The sequence below is a fragment of the Neobacillus cucumis genome (assembly GCF_023715505.1).
Map to the genome: position 1 here is coordinate 242,110 of NZ_JAMBOH010000001.1, position 23,452 is coordinate 265,561.

Annotated in this window: 22 protein-coding genes and 1 pseudogene; 9 read left to right on the forward strand and 14 right to left on the reverse strand. The window is 37.3% G+C overall.

What is annotated here, in order from left to right:
- The first annotated feature begins 1 nt into the window (after nucleotide 1).
- A complete protein-coding gene (gene metA, locus M3226_RS01255) occupies nucleotides 2-913 on the forward strand; it encodes a homoserine O-acetyltransferase MetA (RefSeq protein WP_251561855.1) in 912 nt (303 codons plus the stop codon).
- Nucleotides 914-998: 85 nt separating this feature from the next.
- Nucleotides 999-1,211 carry a DUF3892 domain-containing protein gene (locus M3226_RS01260; protein WP_251561857.1) on the forward strand — a complete coding sequence of 71 codons (213 nt, stop codon included), beginning with the start codon at nucleotides 999-1,001 and terminating at the stop codon, nucleotides 1,209-1,211.
- 62 nt (nucleotides 1,212-1,273) lie between these two features.
- Here M3226_RS01260 and mntR read toward each other — a convergent pair whose 3' ends face one another.
- From mntR to M3226_RS01275, 3 genes are all read right to left on the reverse strand, one after another.
- Nucleotides 1,274-1,696: a transcriptional regulator MntR gene (gene mntR / locus M3226_RS01265; protein ID WP_251561859.1), complete on the reverse strand. Its 423-nt coding sequence runs from the start codon at nucleotides 1,694-1,696 to the stop codon at nucleotides 1,274-1,276.
- 68 nt (nucleotides 1,697-1,764) lie between these two features.
- Nucleotides 1,765-3,933 (reverse strand): DNA topoisomerase III, encoded by a 2,169-nt coding sequence (locus M3226_RS01270; RefSeq protein ID WP_251561861.1) that lies wholly within the window; start codon nucleotides 3,931-3,933, stop codon nucleotides 1,765-1,767.
- Nucleotides 3,934-4,127: 194 nt separating this feature from the next.
- Entirely contained in the window at nucleotides 4,128-4,412 is a 285-nt protein-coding gene (locus tag M3226_RS01275) for a hypothetical protein (RefSeq protein ID WP_251561863.1), read from the reverse strand.
- 254 nt (nucleotides 4,413-4,666) lie between these two features.
- Here M3226_RS01275 and cspD point away from each other — a divergent pair, with 254 nt between their 5' ends.
- Nucleotides 4,667-4,867 carry a cold-shock protein CspD gene (gene cspD, locus M3226_RS01280; RefSeq protein ID WP_071459908.1) on the forward strand — a complete coding sequence of 67 codons (201 nt, stop codon included), beginning with the start codon at nucleotides 4,667-4,669 and terminating at the stop codon, nucleotides 4,865-4,867.
- Nucleotides 4,868-4,924: 57 nt separating this feature from the next.
- Here the strand turns inward: cspD and M3226_RS01285 are convergent, their stop codons facing one another.
- Complete coding sequence (locus M3226_RS01285; protein ID WP_251561866.1) at nucleotides 4,925-5,110, reverse strand: zinc-finger domain-containing protein; 186 nt, start codon at nucleotides 5,108-5,110, stop codon at nucleotides 4,925-4,927.
- Nucleotides 5,111-5,129: 19 nt separating this feature from the next.
- Nucleotides 5,130-5,786 carry a reverse transcriptase-like protein gene (locus tag M3226_RS01290; RefSeq protein WP_251561868.1) on the reverse strand — a complete coding sequence of 219 codons (657 nt, stop codon included), beginning with the start codon at nucleotides 5,784-5,786 and terminating at the stop codon, nucleotides 5,130-5,132.
- A gap of 188 nt (nucleotides 5,787-5,974) precedes the next feature.
- Here M3226_RS01290 and M3226_RS01295 point away from each other — a divergent pair, with 188 nt between their 5' ends.
- On the forward strand, nucleotides 5,975-6,379 hold the full coding sequence (locus M3226_RS01295) for a reverse transcriptase-like protein (protein ID WP_251561870.1): 405 nt from the start codon (nucleotides 5,975-5,977) through the stop codon (nucleotides 6,377-6,379).
- Between the two features lie 5 nt (nucleotides 6,380-6,384).
- Nucleotides 6,385-7,305 carry a DMT family transporter gene (locus M3226_RS01300; RefSeq protein ID WP_251561872.1) on the forward strand — a complete coding sequence of 307 codons (921 nt, stop codon included), beginning with the start codon at nucleotides 6,385-6,387 and terminating at the stop codon, nucleotides 7,303-7,305.
- A gap of 35 nt (nucleotides 7,306-7,340) precedes the next feature.
- Here M3226_RS01300 and M3226_RS01305 read toward each other — a convergent pair whose 3' ends face one another.
- Together M3226_RS01305 and M3226_RS01310 are read right to left on the reverse strand one after the other, a co-directional pair.
- Nucleotides 7,341-7,610 (reverse strand): DUF6123 family protein, encoded by a 270-nt coding sequence (locus M3226_RS01305; RefSeq protein WP_144562943.1) that lies wholly within the window; start codon nucleotides 7,608-7,610, stop codon nucleotides 7,341-7,343.
- A 35-nt stretch (nucleotides 7,611-7,645) separates the two neighbouring features.
- Nucleotides 7,646-8,137: a divergent PAP2 family protein gene (locus M3226_RS01310; protein WP_251562332.1), complete on the reverse strand. Its 492-nt coding sequence runs from the start codon at nucleotides 8,135-8,137 to the stop codon at nucleotides 7,646-7,648.
- Nucleotides 8,138-8,222: 85 nt separating this feature from the next.
- On the opposite strand from M3226_RS01310, the gene sspL reads away from it, so the two are divergent.
- Nucleotides 8,223-8,363, forward strand: coding sequence for a small, acid-soluble spore protein L (gene sspL, locus M3226_RS01315; RefSeq protein ID WP_251561874.1), 141 nt, complete (start codon nucleotides 8,223-8,225; stop codon nucleotides 8,361-8,363).
- A gap of 61 nt (nucleotides 8,364-8,424) precedes the next feature.
- Here the strand turns inward: sspL and M3226_RS01320 are convergent, their stop codons facing one another.
- The 5 genes from M3226_RS01320 to M3226_RS01340 all read right to left on the reverse strand — a co-directional run bounded on the left by M3226_RS01320 (nucleotide 8,425) and on the right by M3226_RS01340 (nucleotide 15,862).
- Nucleotides 8,425-9,318 (reverse strand): 5'-3' exonuclease, encoded by an 894-nt coding sequence (locus M3226_RS01320; RefSeq protein ID WP_285857684.1) that lies wholly within the window; start codon nucleotides 9,316-9,318, stop codon nucleotides 8,425-8,427.
- A gap of 63 nt (nucleotides 9,319-9,381) precedes the next feature.
- A complete protein-coding gene (locus M3226_RS01325; protein WP_251561876.1) occupies nucleotides 9,382-10,212 on the reverse strand; it encodes a sulfurtransferase in 831 nt (276 codons plus the stop codon).
- A 17-nt stretch (nucleotides 10,213-10,229) separates the two neighbouring features.
- Nucleotides 10,230-13,877 (reverse strand): dynamin family protein, encoded by a 3,648-nt coding sequence (locus tag M3226_RS01330; RefSeq protein WP_251561878.1) that lies wholly within the window; start codon nucleotides 13,875-13,877, stop codon nucleotides 10,230-10,232.
- A gap of 326 nt (nucleotides 13,878-14,203) precedes the next feature.
- Complete coding sequence (locus M3226_RS01335; RefSeq protein ID WP_251561880.1) at nucleotides 14,204-14,773, reverse strand: isoprenylcysteine carboxyl methyltransferase family protein; 570 nt, start codon at nucleotides 14,771-14,773, stop codon at nucleotides 14,204-14,206.
- Nucleotides 14,774-15,862: a type III polyketide synthase gene (locus tag M3226_RS01340; protein ID WP_251561882.1), complete on the reverse strand. Its 1,089-nt coding sequence runs from the start codon at nucleotides 15,860-15,862 to the stop codon at nucleotides 14,774-14,776.
- 675 nt (nucleotides 15,863-16,537) lie between these two features.
- On the opposite strand from M3226_RS01340, the gene M3226_RS01345 reads away from it, so the two are divergent.
- The 3 genes from M3226_RS01345 to M3226_RS01355 are packed head-to-tail and all read left to right on the forward strand — an operon-like array spanning nucleotide 16,538 to nucleotide 18,850.
- Nucleotides 16,538-16,687, forward strand: a complete 150-nt coding sequence (locus M3226_RS01345; RefSeq protein ID WP_251561884.1) for a cytochrome c oxidase subunit 2A — start codon at nucleotides 16,538-16,540, stop codon at nucleotides 16,685-16,687.
- Nucleotides 16,688-16,709: 22 nt separating this feature from the next.
- Nucleotides 16,710-17,186: a cytochrome c oxidase subunit II gene (locus M3226_RS01350; RefSeq protein WP_251561887.1), complete on the forward strand. Its 477-nt coding sequence runs from the start codon at nucleotides 16,710-16,712 to the stop codon at nucleotides 17,184-17,186.
- Complete coding sequence (locus M3226_RS01355; RefSeq protein ID WP_251561888.1) at nucleotides 17,186-18,850, forward strand: b(o/a)3-type cytochrome-c oxidase subunit 1; 1,665 nt, start codon at nucleotides 17,186-17,188, stop codon at nucleotides 18,848-18,850. Before M3226_RS01350 ends, M3226_RS01355 begins: the two co-directional genes overlap by 1 nt.
- Nucleotides 18,851-18,904: 54 nt before the next feature.
- On the opposite strand, the gene M3226_RS01360 is transcribed toward M3226_RS01355, so the two are convergent.
- Together M3226_RS01360 and M3226_RS01365 are read right to left on the reverse strand one after the other, a co-directional pair.
- Nucleotides 18,905-20,410, reverse strand: coding sequence for a carboxypeptidase M32 (locus M3226_RS01360; RefSeq protein ID WP_251561890.1), 1,506 nt, complete (start codon nucleotides 20,408-20,410; stop codon nucleotides 18,905-18,907).
- Nucleotides 20,411-20,907: 497 nt separating this feature from the next.
- Nucleotides 20,908-23,270: pseudogene (locus M3226_RS01365) on the reverse strand (nitric-oxide reductase large subunit).
- Nucleotides 23,271-23,452 lie beyond the last annotated feature (182 nt).

Sequence of the window (23,452 nt, forward strand, 5' to 3'; positions counted from 1 at the left end):
CTTGCCTATTAACATACCTAAGCAATTACCTGCAAGGGAGATACTTGAACAGGAAAATATTTTCATCATGGATGATGAGAGGGCCATCACTCAGGATATCAGGCCTTTAAATATCTTAATATTAAATTTAATGCCTGAAAAAGAAAAAGCTGAAACACAGTTATTGCGCTTATTAGGAAACTCTCCATTACAGGTTAATGTGAATTTTTTAAAAACCGATTCGTATGAGTCAACCCATACTAGTAAGCAGCATTTAGAACAGTTCTATACCACGTTTCCGGAAATTAAAAACTTAAAATTTGACGGAATGATTATTACTGGTGCACCGGTTGAATTATTAGAATTTGATCAAGTGAAGTATTGGTCTGAATTAAAAGAGATCATGGATTGGGCCGATCAAAATGTCACCTCGACCTTACATATTTGCTGGGGTGCACAGGCGGGCTTATATTATCACTATGGGATCGGCAAATTTGAATTAAAGCGTAAATGCTCCGGAATTTATGCCCATCAAATCTTTGAGCAAAATGATATTTTATTGCGAGGGTTTGACGATCAGTTTTATGCTCCACATTCACGTTACACAGATATAGCAATTGAATCCATTATGAAAAACCCAGAATTAAAATTATTGGCTGCCTCAGAAGAAGCCGGGGCATTATTGATTGCCTCGAGGGATCGAAAACATGTCATGATCACAGGTCATCTGGAATACGACTCCGATTCATTGGCACAGGAATATGAGAGAGACTTAAAAAAAGGTCTAAAGATTCATATGCCTGAAAATTACTTTCCAAACAATGACCCAACACAACCACCAATAAATCGGTGGCGCTCACATGGTCATTTATTCTTCTCTAATTGGTTAAATTACTATGTTTACCAGGAAACACCTTTCAATTGGGGTCAATAAGCATCGGTTACCGATGCTTTTTCAATTGCAGCTTTGTTTATTATTCGCTATTTATAGCTATAATACATAGGAAAGGAGTGTCCCTATGGAAACAATTACTGCAATCCATCGAAATTACAATGGAGAGATTATCAATTTTGTTACTTCCGAAGGGCGGGTCATATCTTACCGCAAGGCACTATTGGATGTTGAACAGGGCTTAATTCAAGGTCTTCAAACAGTCCGGGATACAAATGGAGCAATATCTCTTATGCCGGAACTCGAACAATCCTTTGACCATTATCCAAATTTATTTTAAAAGCACCTAGCTTGATTGCTAGGTGCTTTCTGTATACCCATTTGAGAATGAGAAGATCTTCTCTATTCATGTTCATTTTGTTTTTGAACTTCTTTTAACGCGTCAATCCTATTCTGGTCTTCCTCAAAGAACTGAACAAGATCGCCAATCCGATCAATAGAGTCCCAGCTTAAATGATGCTCAATTCCTTCCACATCATGATAGATGTTTTCATCCTTTACCCCAATAATTTTGAGAAATTGTTCAAGTAGTTCATGTCTAAAAACTAGGCGTTTACCAATCTTATTACCCTTGGATGTTAAGCTAAGTCCTCTATATTTTTCATAAACTAAATATTCATCTTTATCAAGCTTTTGCACCATTTTTGTTACTGAGGAGGGATGGACGGATAACGCTTCGGCAATATCCGATACCCGAGCGTAACCTTTTTCTTCAATTAAAATATATATTTGTTCGATATAATCTTCCATGCTAGGTGTTGGCATCCCTTAACCTCCAAAAAATTACTCTTCTAAAAGTTTACTATATTAAAAAATGAGTGACAAGTGAGGAATTATTTTACGGCAGTCTCCTCGAATAAAAATTTTATTCTATTTTCCTGTCCATCAAGGAATAGTCTAGCATTAAAGGTTTTGTCCTTATTCGTAAATCCTTCGATTAGTTCTGTCTTTTCACCTGACAGCAGAAGTTTTACATTTTTTTGAGTAATATTTTTCCCAAGGATTTTCTTTGAAATTGTAAAATTACACTGATTTTTTTTATAATTGCTGCAGCCGTAGAAGTTGCCTTTATCAATGATATCACCTTCACATTTTTTACAAGGCCCTAGTTTAGTCGAAGTTCTTCTCTTTCCTTTTTGTTTTCCAGGAGTGAAGTTTTGAGTAATATCTTCAGAAAAGACCCACGCTGCAGATTGTTCCAAACTGGAGGAAATTAGATGGAGAACCATTTTTTTCGTTTGCTCCATAAAATGCTTTGGCACGGCAGAACCTTCCGATATTTCCTTTAGTTTTTGCTCCCATTTTGCTGTCATTTCAGGTGAAGCGAGAATTTCTTGACCTATCGCTTCAATCAATATTTTAGCTTTGGCAGTTGCATAAACTAAGTTTTTCTTCACTTCAATGTATAAACGGTCCTTAAGCATAGTAATAATCCCAGCTCGCGTAGCTTCCGTTCCTAATCCTTCCGTTTTAGTAAGGATTTTCTCGAGCTCTTTATCATCTATATGTTTTCCGGCGGTTTTCATCAATGTAATCAGCTGGCCTTCAGTATACCGCTTCGGCGGTTGTGTCTGGCTTTCTTTCACATCTACTTTCACCGTTTTACCCTGTTCTCCTTTTGTTAAAGCAGGCAGTTCAGGAACATCCTCACGTTCCTTATGATTTAGGACTTTTCTCCATCCTTCTTCTAGTTGCACCTTTCCTTTTGAAATAAAAGTTGCTCTGCCATCTACTAACGTAGTAACGGTTGTATATTCTGCGACAGACTTATTATAATGGGCAGCAATTAAGCTAGTCACAATTAAATCATAAATCTTGCGCTCATCAGAACCAAGCCTATCCAAATTTGGGATTTGCTCAGTTGGAATAATGGCATAGTGATCGGTTACCTTTTTTTCATTCACGTATCGTTTGTTATCTGCGATAGAATCAATCGGAAGTGGGAAATAACTTTCGTAGTCTTTTAGATGACTTAATCGACTTAAAATATCTGGAAAGGTATTAGCCTCTTCTTTTGTAACATACCTCGAATCGGAGCGGGGATAGGAAACATACCCTTTTTGATAGAGTTTTTGCAACATATCTAATGTGTTCTTTGGAGAGAACTTGTAACGTTTATTGGCTTCCGCCTGTAAAGCTGAAAGATTATATAACAGCGGCGGTAAAAATTCTTTTCTTTCCGAAAGTACCTCTGTAACTTCAGCCGGCCTGTCTCGACAAAAAGCGGCTACTTTTTCAGCCAACTCTTTCGTCTTCACACGGGTTTCTCCTTCATTCTGCCACTTTCCACTGTATTTTTTCCCGCTGATTGCAAAGGATGCAGTAACCTCCCAAAATGGTTCAGACTTAAAATTCTCAATCTCTAGTTCTCGTTTTACAATAAGGGCTAAGGTTGGAGTTTGGACCCTTCCAACTGAGAATACATCTGAGAATCCTTTTTGCTGAAGAAGCAAGCTATAAAGCCTTGAGCCATTCATACCGACAATCCAATCTGCACACGCACGAGTATATGCCTCAAAGTATAAGCTTTTTGTATCCTGTTCATCCAATAATTTATTAAACCCTTCTCGGATTGCATTTGGCGTTAAGGACGAAATCCAAAGTCGTTTCATCGGTTTTTTGCAGTTTGTTAAACGGAGGATATTGCGAATGATCAATTCACCTTCACGCCCGGCATCACCTGCATGAATAATTTCCGTTACATTCGGGTCAGATACTAGTTTTTTTATAACCGTAAATTGCCTTTCCTTATCTTTTGTTACTTCGTATTGAAAGTGTTCGGGTATGATGGGCAAAGTGTCTAAAGACCATTTTTTCCAACCAGGTTCATATTTTTCAGGGGCAACCAGCTGGCATAGATGTCCAATTGCCCATGTCACATATGCCCCTCCTATAAATGTTTCATTCGGAAATATTTCAATAAAACCGTTTTGTTTTTTATGTTTAAAAATCGAAGCTAATGTTGAACCTTGATCGGGTTTTTCAGCAATAATTAATTTCATCTAAATTTGCTCCTTTTTAAAGCATCCCTGATTCATTTTCCCACTTCAAATCTATTTCGTAAAGGTAAAAAATAAGGCAGAATTTGGGCAAACCAAATGAAGTTAAATATCTCAATAGTTTAATATAATAGTCAGAAAAATAAAAAATAACCTGCTCAATAATTGGCAGGTTTTAAAAACTATAGTTTGTTTAACTAGTTATTTGGCTTAAAAGAGTTCTTATCTTGAACGTACCAATTCTCTTCAGGAACAATATTAGAGACAGTTAAAATGAAAGAGGGAATCCGCTCCACATCAAAGACAATAGCCCCAATTTTCTTAGTAAACATGATAAAACCATTTCCATGAGAAAAATCTGCTAAAGTATTTCCTATTTGCAGCAATGACATGAGTATAGCCTGCTTTTCATCTGCTTCAATTAAAACTTTGGGTGAGAATCTTAAAATCCACTCTTCTCCTTCAATTGAAAATCGGTACATGGGCTCCCCCACCTCGAATTGAAATGTTATTAATAAACATATGAGGAAGAGCCTATAATATATTCATCAAAATATTATATTCACTTATATTAATAAATTATTCAAAACAATGCTTTTTTCAGGAAAAAATCACCTGTGATTCCTTGACTGTCTTTTTTCATTATTGTATATTTAAAGCATCATGTAAGCGATACATGATAATATTTAACTTGGTACCAAATAGGTGCCACGATAGGCTTAGGAGGAAGAAGTACATGCAAAACGGTAAAGTAAAATGGTTTAACAACGAAAAAGGGTTTGGTTTTATCGAAGTTGAAGGCGGAGACGATGTATTCGTACATTTCAGTGCGATTCAAGGCGACGGATTCAAATCATTAGAAGAAGGTCAAGAAGTTTCTTTCGAAATCGTTGAAGGAAACCGTGGACCACAAGCTGCTAACGTAGTAAAACTATAATCATTTCAAATAATAACCATTCAAGGCTGACGAGATTTGTCAGCCTTTTTAATATTCTCACTTTAATTTTTCTCCATAATCCCGAATCTGTTCTCCGACTGTACATTGAGAAATACAAAAACGATGTGCGGCTCTCCGCCCGTCTGCCTTTTTTAAATATTTATGCAAAAAGCAGCCATTACAATATTGGTTCATTAAGCCTTCTACCTGGCTCAATAATTCCTTTCTGACTAAAGGCTTCATGATGATAGACACCCTCTCCTCATAGTATTAATGTTTTAGCAAATATCTCTTTCCCTTCTAATGCTTGGGTGGCCAATTTATCGGCTTCCTTATTATCTTTACGAGGGATTACCGTGAATTTCGGGTGGATACCTAAAGTCTTTATTTTTCCTTCAATTCGGTCAAGCCAGCGGTTAAGGGTTTCTTCGTAACACGGCCATTCTCCTTCAAGCTGCTTTAATATCCCTTGTGAATCACCTTTGAATTCGCATGATAAATGATGTACCCCTAAGTCTTCTAAGATGTTTAATGCAAAATAAAATGCAGCATATTCTGCTTCATTATTGGATTCCATTTCATCAAAACGTTGATTTGCTCGAATACGATATTTCTTCTTTCCTTGTTTAAAAAAGATAACAGCTCCAAGTCCAGCTTGGTTACTTTCCTTTTGAAAACCACCGTCAAAAAAGACCGTAATTTCATGGGGGTCCTCCTCAACTTCTGTTAGCAGCTTTTTCATTTCCTTCAATATCCAAGATGTACCTGCTTCATCATAAAAGTATAACTCGGTTACTTTTCCGCTAGACTCAATCTCCTCAGCAAATTTAACAGCTAATTCACCTGTTAACCAATCTGAAGAACATTGAACCTTTTCATTACTTTTTACATTATATATCCACTCAAGCTTATATTTCATTCTTTTCAGCCTTTCATGATCGTTTTCATCGTCTTACCAATTAGCTTATTCAGTTAGAATAAAAATATCGATAATTTTATTCTGCCCACTTCTCCCCTAGAAAAAATAATTCCCTGCATGTCTTTGTGAAAATATGTTAAACTCTTCTATGTTAAGGTGTAACTATTATCACCGAGGAGGGTTCATCATTGATTGAAGTCTATATTGATGGGGCTAGTGCTGGTAATCCTGGACCAAGTGGAGCCGGGATATTCATTAAAGGAAATGGTACTTTGGAGAAATACTCCATACCGCTTGGAAGCATGTCGAACCATGAAGCAGAATTTCTTGCTTTAATTGAAGCTCTTGACATTTGTTATAAAAAAGGATTAGTCCATTCCATTATCTCATTTCGAACAGACTCTGAATTAGTAAACATGGCTATGGATAGAGAGTTTACTAAAAATAAATCGTATGCACCCTTACTTGAAAAGGCATTAAAACTTACCAAAAAATTTGATTTATTCTTTATGAAATGGATCCCAAGTGCCGAAAACAAAGTTGCAGATGAACTGGCTAGATTGGCGATTCAAAAAAATATCAGAGAGGACTAGACAGCATGAAACGACCATTAATTGCCGATTTAAGCCTGCTATTTGTTACATTAATTTGGGGTACAACTTTTGTACTAGTCCAAAATGCGATTAATTTTCTCCCGCCATTTGCTTTTAATGGCATCCGTTTTTCCCTGGCAGCTCTTCTATTATTTTTCTGCTTGCTCTTTTGTGATTTTAAGCAGTTAAAGCAGATAAACTTGAAATTACTTTCATCAGGAGTATTTATCGGTTTTTGGCTTTTTCTGGGTTATGTAACCCAAACAATTGGTCTCTTGTATACCACTACATCAAAGACAGGTTTTATTACAGGACTCAGCGTTGTATTGGTTCCACTATTCTCCATTTTGTTACTAAAACAATACCCGAGTAAAAATGCAGTCTTAGGTGTTATAACAGCGACGCTTGGGTTATTTTTTTTGACGTTGACTGATGTTTCAGGATTAAATATTGGTGATGGGTTTGTCTTTATTTGTGCGATTAGTTTTGGTTTGCATATTATTATAACCGGTAAGGTCAGCAATAAATACCCTACTTTGCTATTAACGGTTATTCAAATAGCAACGGTCGGCCTATTATCCACTTTCTCCTCTTTCTTTTTTGAGGATTGGAGGACATCAATAGGGCTGGACATTTTAGTGTCAAAAGATGTTATGGCTGCATTGGTCATTACAAGCGTTTTTGCTACAGCGATTGCTTTTTTTATCCAAACTAATTTTCAAAAATATACATCAGCAACAAGGGTTGCGTTAATTTTTGCCATGGAGCCAGTTTTTGCTGCAATAACAGGTTATTTTTGGGCCCATGAACGTTTATCGATCAGTGCCCTTTTTGGATGTATTCTGATCTTTCTGGGAATGATTATGGCCGAGCTTCCAGCAGGAAAGCTGGATTGGTTTAGAAAAAGTAAAAGTCTGGAAAGTTAAAAGCTCCCTATCTTCTGGGAGCTTTTCTAATTTAATTATATAGCCAGTAATTCTCTATCCTTTAAATATTTTAACGCAGCTTTTCTCGAGTTGATATTATTTGCTGTTAACATTTCGAGCAAGGCCACATAGAAACTTCCGTCAAAACGTTTTTGTGCTTTTAAAGTCAATTCAATTGCGGTATTAATGATTTCATCGGAAGCATTTGTATAGTGTTTTCCGAAGAAAATAAATCCAATCGCATCCTCTTGAAATTGAAAACCCTTCCCTTTCAAGTAGTGCAAATAATCTTCAACTGTTAACACGGTTCAGACCAATCCTCTCCCACACATATGAACAGTTAAAATCTTAACTTAAATTTTAAAAATTTTCTATCCTTTTTTGTACAAAGATGACCGATGACACCAACTAATACTCCTAACAAGGCCCCTCCCACTACTTCTTCTGGCTGGTGACCTAACATTTCCTTCAGCTTTTTTGGGGCCTCTTGTTTATATTCCAGACTTTCTTCTTTATGAATTTTCTCAATTAAATCATTCATTGAATTTACTTTTAGAGTTAGTTCCCCCGTCTGCCTCCGTACCCCTTGCGCATCATACATAACAATTAAGCCGTAGACAAGCGAAAGAGCAAAGTCAAAGGTTGTCAATCCCCTTTGCAGTGCAATATACGTAGTCAAAGTGGAAACACCAGCGGAATGGGAACTTGGCATTCCGCCTGTTCCAAAAAATAAGTCAGGCCGCCATTCTTTCTTTTTGAAATAATGGATGGGAATCTTAACACCTTGGGCAAGACCAATGCTAAAAAGGGCTAAATAAACACCTTTGTTCATCATATCACCTCTACCCATTATTGTTCAGAAAGTGGTGTTTTATTATTCCTAGTGGAAATACTAAAAAAGTGGGAGGTGAAGTGTTTTGACTAAAAAAGGCAACGCTAGTCGAGGAGTGAAAGCTCCGAGCGTCAATCCGCAAGGATATGGGCAGGATGCAGAAATGACCGAGGATCCAAAAAGCGAGTTAGAGAATAGAGCAAAGAAAAGTAATACTAAAATATAACTTTTGCACAATTTGCGGGTAATAAAGAAGGGTGTCCCAACGTGTGGAACACCCTTTATACTTAGGAAATAATCGCCTCATCAAGCGGAAACAGCCGCTGAATACCTCGAAGCTCGACTTCCTTCAATTTATTTAACGCCCTTTCCCTTGGAATGGACAATCCAGCCTGGTCAAGTTGACATGTTATGGGAACATCGCATTTTATTTCGGCTAAGGTCCTAGACAAATGGAGCATATCTAAATCCTGCTCGATTTTTGATTTATGGGATTTTGATAAGCGGTCAAGATTGGAAATAATCCCCTCTACATGTTCGAACTCTTTTAAAAGCTTTAGAGCTGTTTTTTCACCAATCCCTTTAACCCCAGGGTAATTATCGCTAGGATCACCCATGAGAGCCTTTAAATCAATCATCTGTCTTGGCATGATCCCCTTATCTTCAAAGAAAGTTTGCGGTGTATGAACAAGATAATTGCCATATCCTTTTTTGAGTAATATAACAGAAATATCCTCATCTAATAGCTGGAGAATATCCTGGTCACCCGTTAAGATTGATACATGTGCAGTACCCTTCATTTGCTGTGCAATCGTACCTATGCAATCATCGGCCTCATACCCTGCCAAACCAATATTAGGAATATCGAAGGACTCAACAACCTCTTTGACTAAATCAAATTGTGGAATAAGCTCAATCGGCGCCTCGCCCCGATTCCCCTTATAATCAGCAAATATTTCTGTTCGAAAGGTTTTGCTCCCCATATCCCAGCAAACAGCAAGGTGTGTCGGCTTAAATGAAGAAACAGCCGTAAATAAATGTTTAACGAAACCATGAATTCCATTCGTCGGAATTCCTTTTGAATTTATCATAAATTGGCCTGTTACCGCGGTAGCGTAAAAAGCACGGAATAGTAAGGCCATACCATCAACGAGCATTAATGAAGGCTTTTGATTTTCCAATTTTTTAGTCCTCCTCTTGGTATACTAAAAAAACAGCACGTCTACCATTATACCATAAGGAGACTAGGATGATGATTCAATTTTATTTTCTTCATACGAAATCCAGTCGCTAAAGCTTCCCACATACAGCTTCACGTTTTCAAATCCCGCTTCCTTTAGTGCGAGGAAATTGGGGACAGCCGTTACCCCAGAGCCGCAATACACGATAATCGGCTGGTTTGAGTCAAGATCAGAGAATCGCTCCATTTGTTCAGAATTTGGTAAATAACGACCTCCTCTTAATCCTTCCATCCATGGTTTATTAAGTGCCCCTGGGATATGCCCTGCTTTTTTATCAATCGGTTCTTCTAAACCAAGGTAGCGTTTGGCTTCACGGGAATCAATTAATACCTTGTCTTGTTTGGCAACCGCAGTCTTCACCTCTTCATGTGTTGCAAGTAACTCAGACCTCAATCCCATGCGGAAATCCTCCCTTTTAAAGGTTGGAATATCTGCAGTTACCGGAAAATCTGCTTCATGCCAGTTTTTGAAGCCACCATCCAGTACATACACATTTTCGTGGCCAAGATATTGCAAAAGCCACCAAAAACGAGCTGCAAAGGCGCCTTCCCCATCATCATAAGCAATGACTGTCATTTCATGATTGATACCTGCATTTTCAAGCTTATTGACTAAGACATCAACATCCGGCAAGGGATGGCGTCCACCATGCTCACAGACAGTTCCTGATAAATCTTGTTCTAAATCAAAGTAGACCGCCCCAGGCAGGTGACTTTGCAGATAATTAATTTTTCCCTTTTGTGGTTCTGCTAAAGAAAAACGGCAATCTACAATTCTTACATTCACATCATTTAAATGTTTCCATAGCCATTCACTGTCTTTTACATATTTCATGCCTTTCGCCTCCCTATTTATTCTGAAAGCTTATGCTCTATTTCCAGTAAAAGCTCAACGGAAACTCCTCCGTCTAAGGCTGAAAGCAGACTTAAGTAAAACTCCTCAGTCTGTTCATCGATTTTCTTTATTAGTTTACTGAAATTATCCTTCAGCTCTAAATCATAATGTTGATTTAAACGGGCGGCTTCATCCTTTAGATAATCATCCGCAAGTGCATTTAGTACATGATACAACTCATCACTCATTAACTTTTTCTCATTTTTCTCAAAAAAGGACTTTGGATTTTTAAAATAGGAAAGTGCTTTACTAAACTGCTGCTGATTTACGTTTTTAAAAGCTATCGGGAAATCAATTTTATTACTTTCCTTTTTTTCAAACATTGAAAAAGAAAGATCTTGGTTTACATCAAGTAAATTCCGAGTGAGTCGTTCTTGATAATCCCTAAACAAATTGTCAATAAACCGATCTAATCTTACAGTTGTAGCCCTAAGTTCTTGGGCAAAATCAAAGCCAAAACTCTCAAGAAATTCATCAAGTCCTGCATGCAGAGCCTTTTTCAAGTTACGGCCATCATCCCTTAAAGTAGATGGGTTAAAGGCCTCCCTAAAGAAATCACCAAACCGTAAGAAGACTCTTTGCTTAATATAAAAAATTAATTCTTCTGCTTCTTGGATCAATCGATTTTGTAAAGAAGCAACAGTTTCATTGTTAAGAATAATCCTAACCTTTGCTTGCTGCTTCTCAATTTCTGCTCGTTTTTGTGCTTTAATGGTCTGGTCTTGTTGGGAATTCTGAATAAGTGTCTTTACCAATTCATGGACCCTTGTTAATTCTTTTTCCGCCGAAGAAATCGCCATTTCTGTGAGGTCATTAGAAATAAAATGATAAAATGCCTGCTCAAATGGTTTCATACCAGAGGTCACATTTAAATTGGGATTGTTTTTTTCCTTTAGTGCCAAAAGGCTAGATAAGGAATAAATATGAGGATTTCTTACCCCATACTTAATTAAATGTTCCTCAACATAATCGACAACGGAATCCTTTTCTTCATCATTTTCAGCCAGGTCGATCGCGTTAATGATAAAGAACATCTTATCCATTTGAAACGATTCCTTTACACGTCCAAGCTGTATTAAAAATTCGCGGTCTGCTTTAGAAAAAGCATGATTATAATAGGTTACAAAAAGAATGGCATCTGAATTTTTAATGTAATCAAAGGCTACACCAGTATGTCTGGCATTAATGGAATCTGCCCCAGGCGTATCGACAAGCGTAATTCCCTTTCGTGTCAGATCACAATCATAGTAAAGCTCAATCCATTCCACGTAACATGATTTTTCTTCCTGTGCGACAAACTCATGAAAGTCAGCTAAATCTGTTGTCTTAATTGTACCAAGTAATGAAACAAAGGAGTCATAACCCTTTTGAAAAGCATGTAAAAAGGCTATATGCGTCTTTTCTAATACCCCTTCACCTGACTCGAGATTAATTTGCTCGATTAAGTTTATAGCATCTGAAAAACTATCTGCATGGAGGTCAAAAACCTTTAAAGAACGATTAATATCATCAAGCAGTGTATTTGACTCTTTAAACTTCACTAAAACCGTGCCATGCGGATGTTCGGCAGTGACAGGCTTAATTTTATTAATTGCCGCTGTGGTTGGGTTTGGAGAAACAGGCAGGACCTTCTCCCCCATTAAGGCATTGGCGAAAGAGGACTTACCCGCACTAAACGCACCAAAAAGTGCGACTGTAAACCCCTTATTAGCCAGCCTATCAGCCTTTTCGGTTAATTCTTTTGATATTTTATGAAAACCGGGCAGGTCCTTTATAAGGTTTGATGCCTGTTTAAGTTTGGCGGTTGTTTGCTGTAAGAGATCTCCTGTTGGTTCTCTCTCAGATTTAAACTCTGTCTTGGTTGCTTTGGTTTTCCTTGTTTTTTCGGATTTTTCTTTCACCATATTGACTTCCCCAAGGGAGTTAACTACTTCGTACTCTTCTTCTTCATCACTAAAAAGCTGATATACATCCTCCTGTAACGTTTTCGTGTTTGCCAACAGTTCATTTAATAAATTTTCTCGATGTAGATGTGCTAATTCATGCTTTTTTAGCTCATCTAATGCATTAACATACTTTTCAATCTTTTGGAATTCTCGTTCATATTTTTTGATTAAGTTAGCACTTTGTTCTTTTAAAGCTTCCATTAATTGGTCTTTAAAATCTGTTAATTGGGTCCGAGCAATTCTCTTAATCTCATTCGCCACGTCTTCTGTATAATGAAGCACATAATCCCCGGTAACACGAGCCCCCTGCTTAACTGTATTCCTCAATAAATCCATTGATACTGGTATAGAAAAAGACTGTGCTATGCCTTGGAGTTCAGGTTTGTCAAGTTCTGTTACCTTTAAGGTAGACAGTAAAAATTCCCGTAAATGCCACTCAAGCTGAGTTCTAGTTTTCTCTAGCAAATCATTATAAAAACTGGTTAACCTTTGATTCCGCTCTTCTTCGGTTTTCTGTTTCGAAAATAAAAAACCAACTTTAAAATCCTTTTGACAACTTTCCAAATACTTTTCAGCTAATTCCCTTGTTTGAAATGGCATAAGGTAGGAATTTTTCATGATTTGGTTAATTTCTATATCAAATTCCTTTTCTTTTTCTAAAGGTTCATCCTTAGCTTTATTAAGATCGGATACAAGTGTCTGAAAGTTTATTAATAAATCTTCTTTCTGCTTATCTGGCAGTTCATTCAATACTTCGAGTGAAGAGGCAATTTCTTCCGCTTCCTGCTTTTTTACAAATCTTAAATGGTCAAAGGCAATTTTCTTTAATGAATGGAAAATAGATGGAACGATCAGTTCGTCTTTCTCGGCCAGTTTATCAGCAATAAATTCTTGTAATTCTTGAAACTGGTTAAATTGATATCTTTTATCTTTTAAAGAGGTATAAAAGATCCTTGCTGGTTTCACACCCCAAGAGGCAAAAGAATCTACAACACTCTTTTGAAAAGCTTGAAAAGTTAATTCCTCATCTTTATGTTTATCAATTTGATTGATAACGAGGTATACCTCTTTACCTGCCTCTGTTAACTCCTTTGTAAATAAGAAATTCAATTCTGCTTGGACATGATTGTAGTCCATGACATAAAAAATGACATCGGCTAGGTGGATAGCGGATTCTGTAGCAATCCGATGAGCATCATCAGCTGAATCAATTCCTGGTGTATCCAGTATCATTGTATTGGACGGTAATCTAGTGTCGCTATGGCTGATTTCCACTTCCTCGATTTTGTCGCCGTCTTTACAATAATTTTTGACTAAATCATAATCATAGGGAGCTAAATAAAGCCTCGGTTTTTCATTTTTAAAATATACTTTTGCATAATCCTCACCAGATTTTACTTTTACCAAGTTTGCACTTGTTGGAATGGGGCTTGATGGAAGCAGATTTTCCCCAACCACCTGATTGATCATTGTCGATTTCCCAGCTGAAAAATGGCCGCAAAAAGCAATCGAATACTCTCGATTCTCTAACTTTCTTGCAAGTTGTTTTACCTTTTCGGCTTGGACTTGATCGTGCTGATTTCTTAAATATTCATATACCGAAACCATTTTACTTTTAAGTGTAAGAAAAGTGTCTTCCCGTCTAGCTGTTTGCACCATTGATATTCCCCTTAGCATCATAGTAATATTTTTTATTTTATACGATAATTCAAATATTTCCTATAATGCACACTCCATTTGGGGTGAAAATTTTTAATCAAAACAAAAGCCAAGGATTTCTCCCTGGCTTTTGAAATAATTTATTGAGTTACATTTTTCAAAACGTGCTTCATGACAAATGCATATATAATCACCGTTCCACCAACAAAAGCAAAAGTCATTCTTTACACCTTCCTTGTTAGAATCATCTGAGAATGATTTTCATTATTATCGTTATTTTAACATGGGTGATAATGATTTTCAATAACAATAGGTAATTGTCACAATTATTTAACAATCTTCGGGATAAAACGGTGACAGTCTCGAAAGGTATCATCATACTCAGTTAATGTTTTAAGAGCTTTTTCCTCAATCGGGATTCGAATCATTAGGATCATAATGTTTAAGACTGTAAAAAGAATGGCTGTAAAGTAAGAGCTAAACAGCATCGGAACAGCAAACAACTCCAGTGCGACCACCATGTAATTGGGATGTTTTAAAAAACGGTATGGTCCTTTCCTCACGATACTTGCATTTGCTAAGACAAGTATTTTTGTGTTCCAAAATCTTCCTAATGAAGCAATTACCCATATTCTCACAACCTGTGCAAGAGCAAATAAGCTTAAGAACACAGGCCATAAAGGTGAAATTCCACGCTTAAGTAGGAACGTTTCAGTCAATAGGGATATAAAAAACATCATATGTATTAGAACCATATACTTATAGTGCTTCTCTCCGAATTCAACTGCACCTTGCTGTTTCATCCATATCTCATTCCTTTTGGCAACAAAAAGTTCGACGATCCGTTGAAAAACGATAAAAGTTAATAACAAAACAAATGGAGTCATGACTATCATTTATTGCCACCTCAAAAGAAGTAATTCTGAGCTGAATCCCGGGCCAAGGGCTGTTGCAAGTCCTAAGTCACCTACAGATACATCACGCTCCATAAAACGCTTTAGGACATACAAAATAGTTGCTGAAGACATATTGCCATAATTCTTTAAAATATCTTGGGAGGTCTCATTCATTGAAGCAGGAATCTCTAATGATTTAACATAAGCGTCTAATACTTTTTTACCGCCAGGATGAGCAATAAAGTGGTTGATTTCCCCCAGCTCCAATTGCTGCTCGGTTAAAAAACCAATCACATTTGGTTTTAACCAAGCTTCAATAATGTGAGGAATATCTCGAGAGAAAATGACAAATAATCCTGTATTTCGTATGTCCCATCCCATCACATCTAAAGAATTAGGCATTAGTGTTGATTGAGTGGCTACAATGAATGGTACGGCAGCCTTTTTACTAAATGAGTCTTTTCTAACTTCATCACCTATCACCAACGCACAGGCGATACCATCGGCAAATAGTGATGTGCCTATTAAATTACTTTTTGAAAGGTCATTCTTTTGGAATGTCAAACTGCAGAGCTCAATTGATAGGACAAGTACCTTTGCCATAGGAAAGGCTGAACAGTATTCAAAAGCCCTCGATAATCCGGCAGCCCCCCCGGCACAGCCCAATCCCCAAATTGGAATTCTTTTTATATGCGCATTAAAAGGCAAAAGATTAATAATCCTCGCATCAATACTTGGAGTCGACAACCCTGTTGTCGAGATAAAGAAAATGGCGTCAATTTCTTCAAAAGAAATTTCCTCTTTAAGAAAACTGTCATTATGTAAGCATTTAACAATTGCCTCTCGTCCGAGAGCTACAGCGGATTCAATGTAGGCATTGTTTTTTTCTTCAAAGGTATGATTCTCTTTAAACCATTCTAATCCTTGAACAAAGTGTCTTTTTTCAATTTGCCCGTTTTGAAAGGCTTTTAATAGCCTCTCAATATCCTTAAATGAGTCTGCAAAAAGCTCTCGAGCAAACAAAGAAGCTTGATCTTGATTTACTTGGTAGGATGGAATAACTTCAGAAACGGAAATAATGGCAGGCATTTATCTATCTCCTTCAGCATCGATGGGGTTATTTTTTCCGTTGAAGATGAAATTATTCCCAGTAGTTAGAAGTAAAAAAAAGGCTTCCCACTGCCGGGAAGCAAACGTTTTGAAGGTTGTTGCTGTGCACTTAAATTATATCGCGGTTTTGGATTTCCTTCATTAGATAAACTTTTCCAATTATATATCCTTCAATCATTCTCTCCTCTTCTTATTTTTCTGACTGTTTTTGTATCTCTATCTTAATTTTGTTATTTGCCAATACACCACACACCTTGCAATACTCTTTTTCATCATATAATAGGCGACAGTTCTCACAATAATATTTCTCCAACATCATCACTCACTTCCAATAAATATAAGAATCTATAATTAGCTTATTTTTTAAATTCAAGAGTGTTACCTCGTTCTATAAACAAGCACCCAAGTGTTTGTAAAATAATATCAATTACATATATCACATGAGTATTTAACGTGTTCACAGTTTATTCATATTTATAGATCGGGTTAGTGATTTTAATCACTGTTGTATCAAGTTTTTACCATTAACATTGTAGTTAGATAAGGAATGAACAATTTGTGAAGTTGGCAAATTCTTATTTTTCTTTCGCAATTGTTTTGTATTATGAAAGAGAGAAATAATTCATTTAATTTTCTGAAGGGAGTGCTAGGGGGATGGCCAAAGCGGAACTGAAAACAAAACAAAAAACAGAAGTGGAAGATAGCTCTTCTCTTAATGGGACATTAGCGTCCGTTTTCTTTTTGGGAGCATTTATTATTGTTACTTGGGTAGGTGTCTATTATCTATTCGTCGAGCGTTTTTAACTGATGGAAGGGGGAAGATATTATGCACATGCATAAATTTGAAAAAATCTGGTTGACCTTTGGTATTAGCTGCCTCGTCATTTTCCTATCGGTGGTTGGTGTCAGCGCTTTCTATCTTGGCAACAAACCGGCAAGTTGTTTAACTACGATTAATTCTGAAAAAGTTGATCAGACTAAGCCTTTTGATAAACCTGGTTTACATAAGGTGGAGGGAAAAGAATGGGACTATGAATTAGTTTTTGTAGCATCCACTTTCTCATATAATCCTGCTCAGGTAAAAGTACCGCTCGGAGCGAAGGTGAAGGTTATTGCTACAACAAAGGATGTTATTCACGGCTTTGAAATGGCTGGTACCAATATAAATATGATGCTTGAGCCAGGGTATGTCAGTGAGTATACGACTACATTTGACAAAACAGGCGAATATTTAGTTGTTTGTAATGAATACTGTGGTTCAGGACACCACTTAATGAGTGCAAAGATTGAGGTGGTTAAATAATGGCTAACGATAATGCAAAAGTAAAAGTAGACCCGCGTGATGCAAAGCTTTCAATGGCACACTTTTTCGTTGCTTTTTCGGCACTTGCTTTAGGCGGATTAATGGGACTCCTGCAAACCCTTGTGAGATCCGGTAAATGGGAACTTCCTTGGGGAATTGATTATTATCAAATTTTGACCGTACATGGGGTTTTAATGGGTCTTGTATTAACAACCTTTTTTATTATGGGATTTCAATATGCTGCTGTAAGCAGAACAACCGGTGGTCATTCAAATGCTGCCAGACGTACCGGCTGGGTTGGTTTTTGGGTTATGTTAGCTGGTACTTTAATGGCCGCAACAATGGTTTTACTAAAAGAAGCATCCGTTCTATATACTTTTTATGCACCCCTTAAAGCACATTGGATTTTTTACTTAGGTTTAACCTTTGTGGTAGTAGGAAGCTGGGTTGACGGTGCGGCGCAAATTATGACTTATGCTAGATGGCGCAGGAATAACACCGGTAAACCAAGTCCTTTATTAAGCTTTATGGCTGTCATTAATACAGTCCTTTGGATTGTTGCTACATTAGGTGTAGCAGCAACAGTCTTATTCCAGCTGCTGCCTTGGTCACTGGGATTAGTTGATACTGTTGATGTTTTAGTCAGCCGCACATTATTCTGGTACTTCGGTCACCCATTAGTTTATTTCTGGCTCCTTCCAGCGTATATGTGCTGGTATGCTATTATCCCAAAAGTAATTGGAGGAAAAATTTTCTCAGATTCATTAGCACGACTTTCGTTTATTTTATTTTTACTATTCTCCATTCCGGTTGGTTTTCACCATCAATTAACAGAGCCAGGTATTGATCCAGCTTGGAAGTTTTTACAGGTTATCTTAACATTTATGGTTATTATTCCATCTTTAATGACAGCCTTCTCATTATTTGCGACTTTTGAAAGGTATGGCCGCTCCAAAGGGGCAACTGGGCTTTTTGGCTGGTTTAAGGTACTGCCATGGAATGATGCCCGATTTACTGTTCCATTTATAGGCATGGCTTCATTTATACCAGCTGGTGCAGGCGGAATCATTAATGCCTCTAATCAAATGGACCAAGTTGTTCATAATACAATTTGGGTAACAGGTCACTTCCATTTAACTGCCGCCACATCTGTTGTGTTAACTTTCTTTGGCATCTCTTATTGGCTGGTACCACATTTAACTGGGCGTAAACTAACGAAAGCCATGAATAAATTGGGAATAATCCAGGCATGGGTTTGGTTTATCGGTATGGTATTCATGTCCGGAGCCATGCATATTCAAGGTCTCCTTGGCGGACCAAGACGGTCTGCTTTCTCAACTTATGGTGGATCAAAGCAGGCTGCTGAGTGGATTCCTTACCAAATTGCTCAAGCAGTAGGCGGAACTATTTTATTCCTTGGGATCATCTTAGTCATCATTATCTTTGTTAATCTTGCTTTCTTTGCTCCTAAAGGAGAACAGGAATTTCCCGTGGCAGAAGCGGAAAATAGTGAGGAACAAGCCCCAATGGTATTTGAAAATTGGAAATTATGGCTTGGCATTACAGCAGCACTTATTCTATTTGCTTACACTATACCGTTTATTGATATTATTCAGAATGCCCCTCCTGGTTCAAAGGGATTCCAAACTTGGGGTAAATGGTGACGGTTCATTGGATTTTAACAGGCTCCAATCTTTGTGATTGGAGCCTGTTTATTGTCATTTCAGTTTGTAAACATCTGTATATTTTTTATATAGATAATCTATTAGGTAATTTGGATTTAACCCTTCACCAGTGACATCCTTTAAAATCTCAAGCGGTTTTTTTAATTTTCCGTATTGATGAATCTTCTCAGTCAACCATTCTTGAATAGGTAAAAGTTCTCCACTTTCCACCATGCGATTAAAATCGGGAAATTCCTCAAGCATTTTATGTTTAAATTGAGCTGCATATATATAGCCTAATGCATAGGACGGAAAATAACCAAAGCTGCCTCCGGCCCAGTGAACGTCCTGCAGGACTCCTTCTGCATTACTTTTCGGACGGATTCCAAGGTACTCTTCATATTTATCATTCCAGATTTCTGGTAAATCTTTCACCTCCACTTCACCATTGAATAACCCTTTTTCAATTTCATAGCGAATCATTACATGGAGCGGATAGGTTAATTCATCTGCCTCAATTCGAATGAAGGATGGCTTTGTCTCATTGATAGCTCGATAGAAATCCTCCAGTTCTACTCCATCAAACTGGCCATTTGCTGCATATTTCTTCAAAAGTTCAAAGTTGTTTTTCCAAAAAGAATAGCTTCTGCCTAAAATATTTTCATAGAAAAGGGATTGTGACTCATGGATGCCCATTGAGGTTCCGGTACAAAGTGGTGTACCAATCAAATCCTTTGAGATATTTTGTTCATATAATGCGTGCCCACCTTCGTGAATGGTACCAAAAATGGCGGTTCGGAAATCATTTTCATTATAATTTGTGGTAACACGGACATCACCCGGATTGAGTCCGGTGGCAAAAGGATGGACTGTTTCATCCAATCTCCCTGCATTAAAGTTATAACCCATTTTTTCTAGAATTTTTAAACTAACCTCACGTTGTAACTCCTTTGGAAACCTTTCAAATAGAAAATCGGTTTTTGGCTTATAGGAAGATTTCGAAACGGCTTTAACTAAGGGGACAATCTTGTCTTTAAGTTCATGAAATACCTGATCTAATACACTAACTGTCATCCCAGGTTCGTACATATCTAATAACACATCATACTTATTTTCTTGATAACCCCAATAGCTGATAAATCTTTTTGTCATATCGACTAGCTTTTCTAAGTAAGGACTAAACAAAGCAAAATTATCGGTTTCTTTAGCCTCTTCCCATACACTTTCAGCCTTTGATTGGAGGATGACATATTCTTTGTACTCTTCTTCTGGTACCTTTTTATTTCGTTCATATTCCCGTTTGCATTCGTGCAGAATTTTACTTGTCTTTTCTGATAGTGGTTGTTTTGAAAGGGTAGCTATGTATGCTGCCATTTCCTCCGAAGTAGACATTTTAAATACTTCAGAAGAAAGCAGGCCAATTACTTCCGACCGCTGCTCAACCCCATGTTTTGGAGCGCCGGTTCTTAAATCCCAATAAATTAGTCCAAGTGCTTCATTATAAGCGGAGATTTTTTTTACAAAGTCTAAAAATTCCTTTTCAATTTGTTTCATATTCATATTAAAACCTCCCTATTAGTTAAATTTTAACATACTATTATGAATAGCTGTCGTTGAAGTGGATAAAAAAAACAACAGAATAGGATATCTGTTGTTAAAGAATAGAGATGTTTTTTGGAAAATAATAATGCCGTTAAAGGGTGTGAGCGAGGTTTTTAGACAAAAAACCGTGTCCATTGACCATTTAAGGTTTATAATATTTGCACCTCCTATAGTTTGTTTACTTCATTTTTATTATAGATGAAAAAAGTAAAATACTATTGTGCTGTTTATCACACCTTTAATATAATTTTATTAAGAAATTGTGAAAAAGGGGCTTAAAATATGATGGAGCTGGTGGGTTGTTGTTGCAGTTGCAGCAAAGAGGTTTACTGTTTAGATGGTTTTTTAAATGGTGTTCATAAAGACAAAAAGGAAATCTATTGTTTCAAATGCTTTGAAAAACTCGTAATTGAAAAAGAAAATCCGCAAAGCTAGCTCTGCGGATTTTCTATATATTAATCTTCGTCCAGCGCTAAGTCCTTTACAGGAAGCTTTTCTCCCTCTTTGTGTGTCGGTTTACGTAAATGAAATAGTGCTCTAATACAGAATACCAACAATATCACAACCCCAATAAGGAATATGGTGTCAGGCACCGCACGCCAGGTTAATAGTGTCTGGACCAGATCCTTTTGGAGGAAGGATGCTGAGCGGGATGCTGCATATCCATGATGGAAGGCTTCTTTTATTTGAATGAAGCCGACAGGAAGTAGGGATAAGAAGACCATACCTGCCAATCCGACATTGAACAAAATGCAGCTAACTTTAATCCATTTGTCATTCCAGAATTCAGGTTTAACAATATTACGCAGTGAGTACAGTAGAACGGCAACGGCAAACATTCCGTAAACCCCCATCATGGAACCATGACCATGTGCTGGGGTTAGGAATTGTCCATGTTCAAAATAACTTACTGCCGGCAGATTGATTAAGAATCCCAGAACACCTGCGCCTACTAAGTTCCAGATTGCGACTGAAATTAAGAACCAGAATGTCCCTTTATAAGGGAAATCAATCCCGCCTTCTCGCATCATTTTATATTGTTCGTACGCTTCAAGAATCAATAATGTCAATGGAATAACTTCTAAGGCCGAGAAAACAGCCCCAAGACCAAGCCAAACCTCTGCAGAGCCATTATAATAATAGTGGTGGCCAATCCCAATAACCCCGCTGCCTAATAATAGTATCAATTGGAAATACAGCTGTCTGACTGTTGATTTTTTTGTTACAAGGCCTAACTGAACCATTAAGAATCCGATGACTACATCTGCAAATACTTCAAAAATTCCTTCTACCCATAAATGATGATCCACCAGCGCCAATAATCAGCAAACGTAAAACTTGTACCAGGATTAATAAACAAAGCAAAGATGTAGAAAGCAGGAACCGCTATGGCGGAGTAGAATAATAAATGAATGAGTCCACCCTTATCTGTTTCCCGTTTAAGGCCTGCGCGAATTCCACGATAAACGATAAACAGCCAGATAAGCATTCCGACGATAAGAATTAGCTGCCAAATCCGTCCGAGTTCGATATATTCCCAGCCATTATGTCCAAGCAGGAACCAATTGTTCCCTAAATACCCATTGGCTCCAAGCCATTCTCCCGCCATACTGCCGACTACGAGAACAACAAGGGCCCAGAATAAGATATCCACTAAAAGACCCTGTTTCTTTGGCTCATAACCTCCCACCAAAGGTGCAACATAGATCCCCATTCCGAGCCAAGCGGTTGCAATCCAGAAAATGGCCAGCTGCAGATGATAGCCTTTGGTTATATTGAATGGAAGAATATCGTGGATCCACTTAATGCCAAAGAAACTATCCGGTTCAATGTAATAGTGTGCTAGTAATGCACCAAACATACACTGGACAAAAAACAATGCAGTAACAATCACAAAATATTTTCCACTCTTTACTTGTGAGCTTGTCACAGGAATTTTCCTTAAATCGATTTTAGGGAAATGTCCTTCTTTATATGCTTCTTTCATCCCAAACTGATAACGGTAGAATACAAATAAAATAATCCCAACCATTAACACGAATAATGTGATGCTGGCTCCGCTCCACCAAACTGCAGAAAAGGACAGATGGTTTCCAGCATCTTCATAATATGGCCAGTTATTCGTATACGTAATGGTATCGCCTTTACGTACTGTACTAGATAACCAGGCAGTCCAAAAGAAGAAATCTGATATTTGTGTAATTTGGTCGCCTTTAGCAACATAAGCACGGTTGTTTTCTGGCATATCTGTTTCTTTAATTAAATTAGCCTTAAGCCCCCAGCCGTCTCCTTTTGTAAATACTTCTTGATAATGTTCTCTTACTTTCTCAAGGCCAAAAGCTTGGGCATTCGTTAATTTCATTGTATCTTTAGCACTGTCGTAGCGATTTTTCCGCATCTCTTTAATCACATTAGTTTTGATGATTGTTTGTTCGTCAGCGGAAATTGCTTTAAAATTTTTACCGTATTGTTCATTGGCTTTAAAATTCTGCATGCCCTCTGTATAAATTTTCAAGGCCTCAGCCGTATAATCTGGCCCCATATATGAACCATGTCCCAGTACTGTTCCATAATCCATTAAACCGTACTTTTGAAAAACGGCTTGCCCCCCCATTATCGACTCTTTTGTAAAAAGAACCTCACCCTTTTCATTTGTTACCTTTAATGGTCTCGGCGCCTGTTCCTTAAAAATCCAATAACCTCCGGCAAGCAAGACAGTAAAGCTTAAAAGAATAGTAACCATTAAAATTGATTTTAATAGACCATTCCGATTGGTCTTTATCACTTTATTCAATGTGGTCCCCCGTTGTATTTCCATTTCTATTCATCCTCTCTTGTTTCTTCACATTTCGTATTGTAACGTTGAAAGCTAACTTTTAAAGTGAAGTACCTCATCAACTCAAAGTGATTTTTCCCACACTAATGAGAATGGCTTTCAATAATTTCAGCTACTATGATGGAGGTCACATAATCGCTAAATAAATACTGCTAAAATGTAAC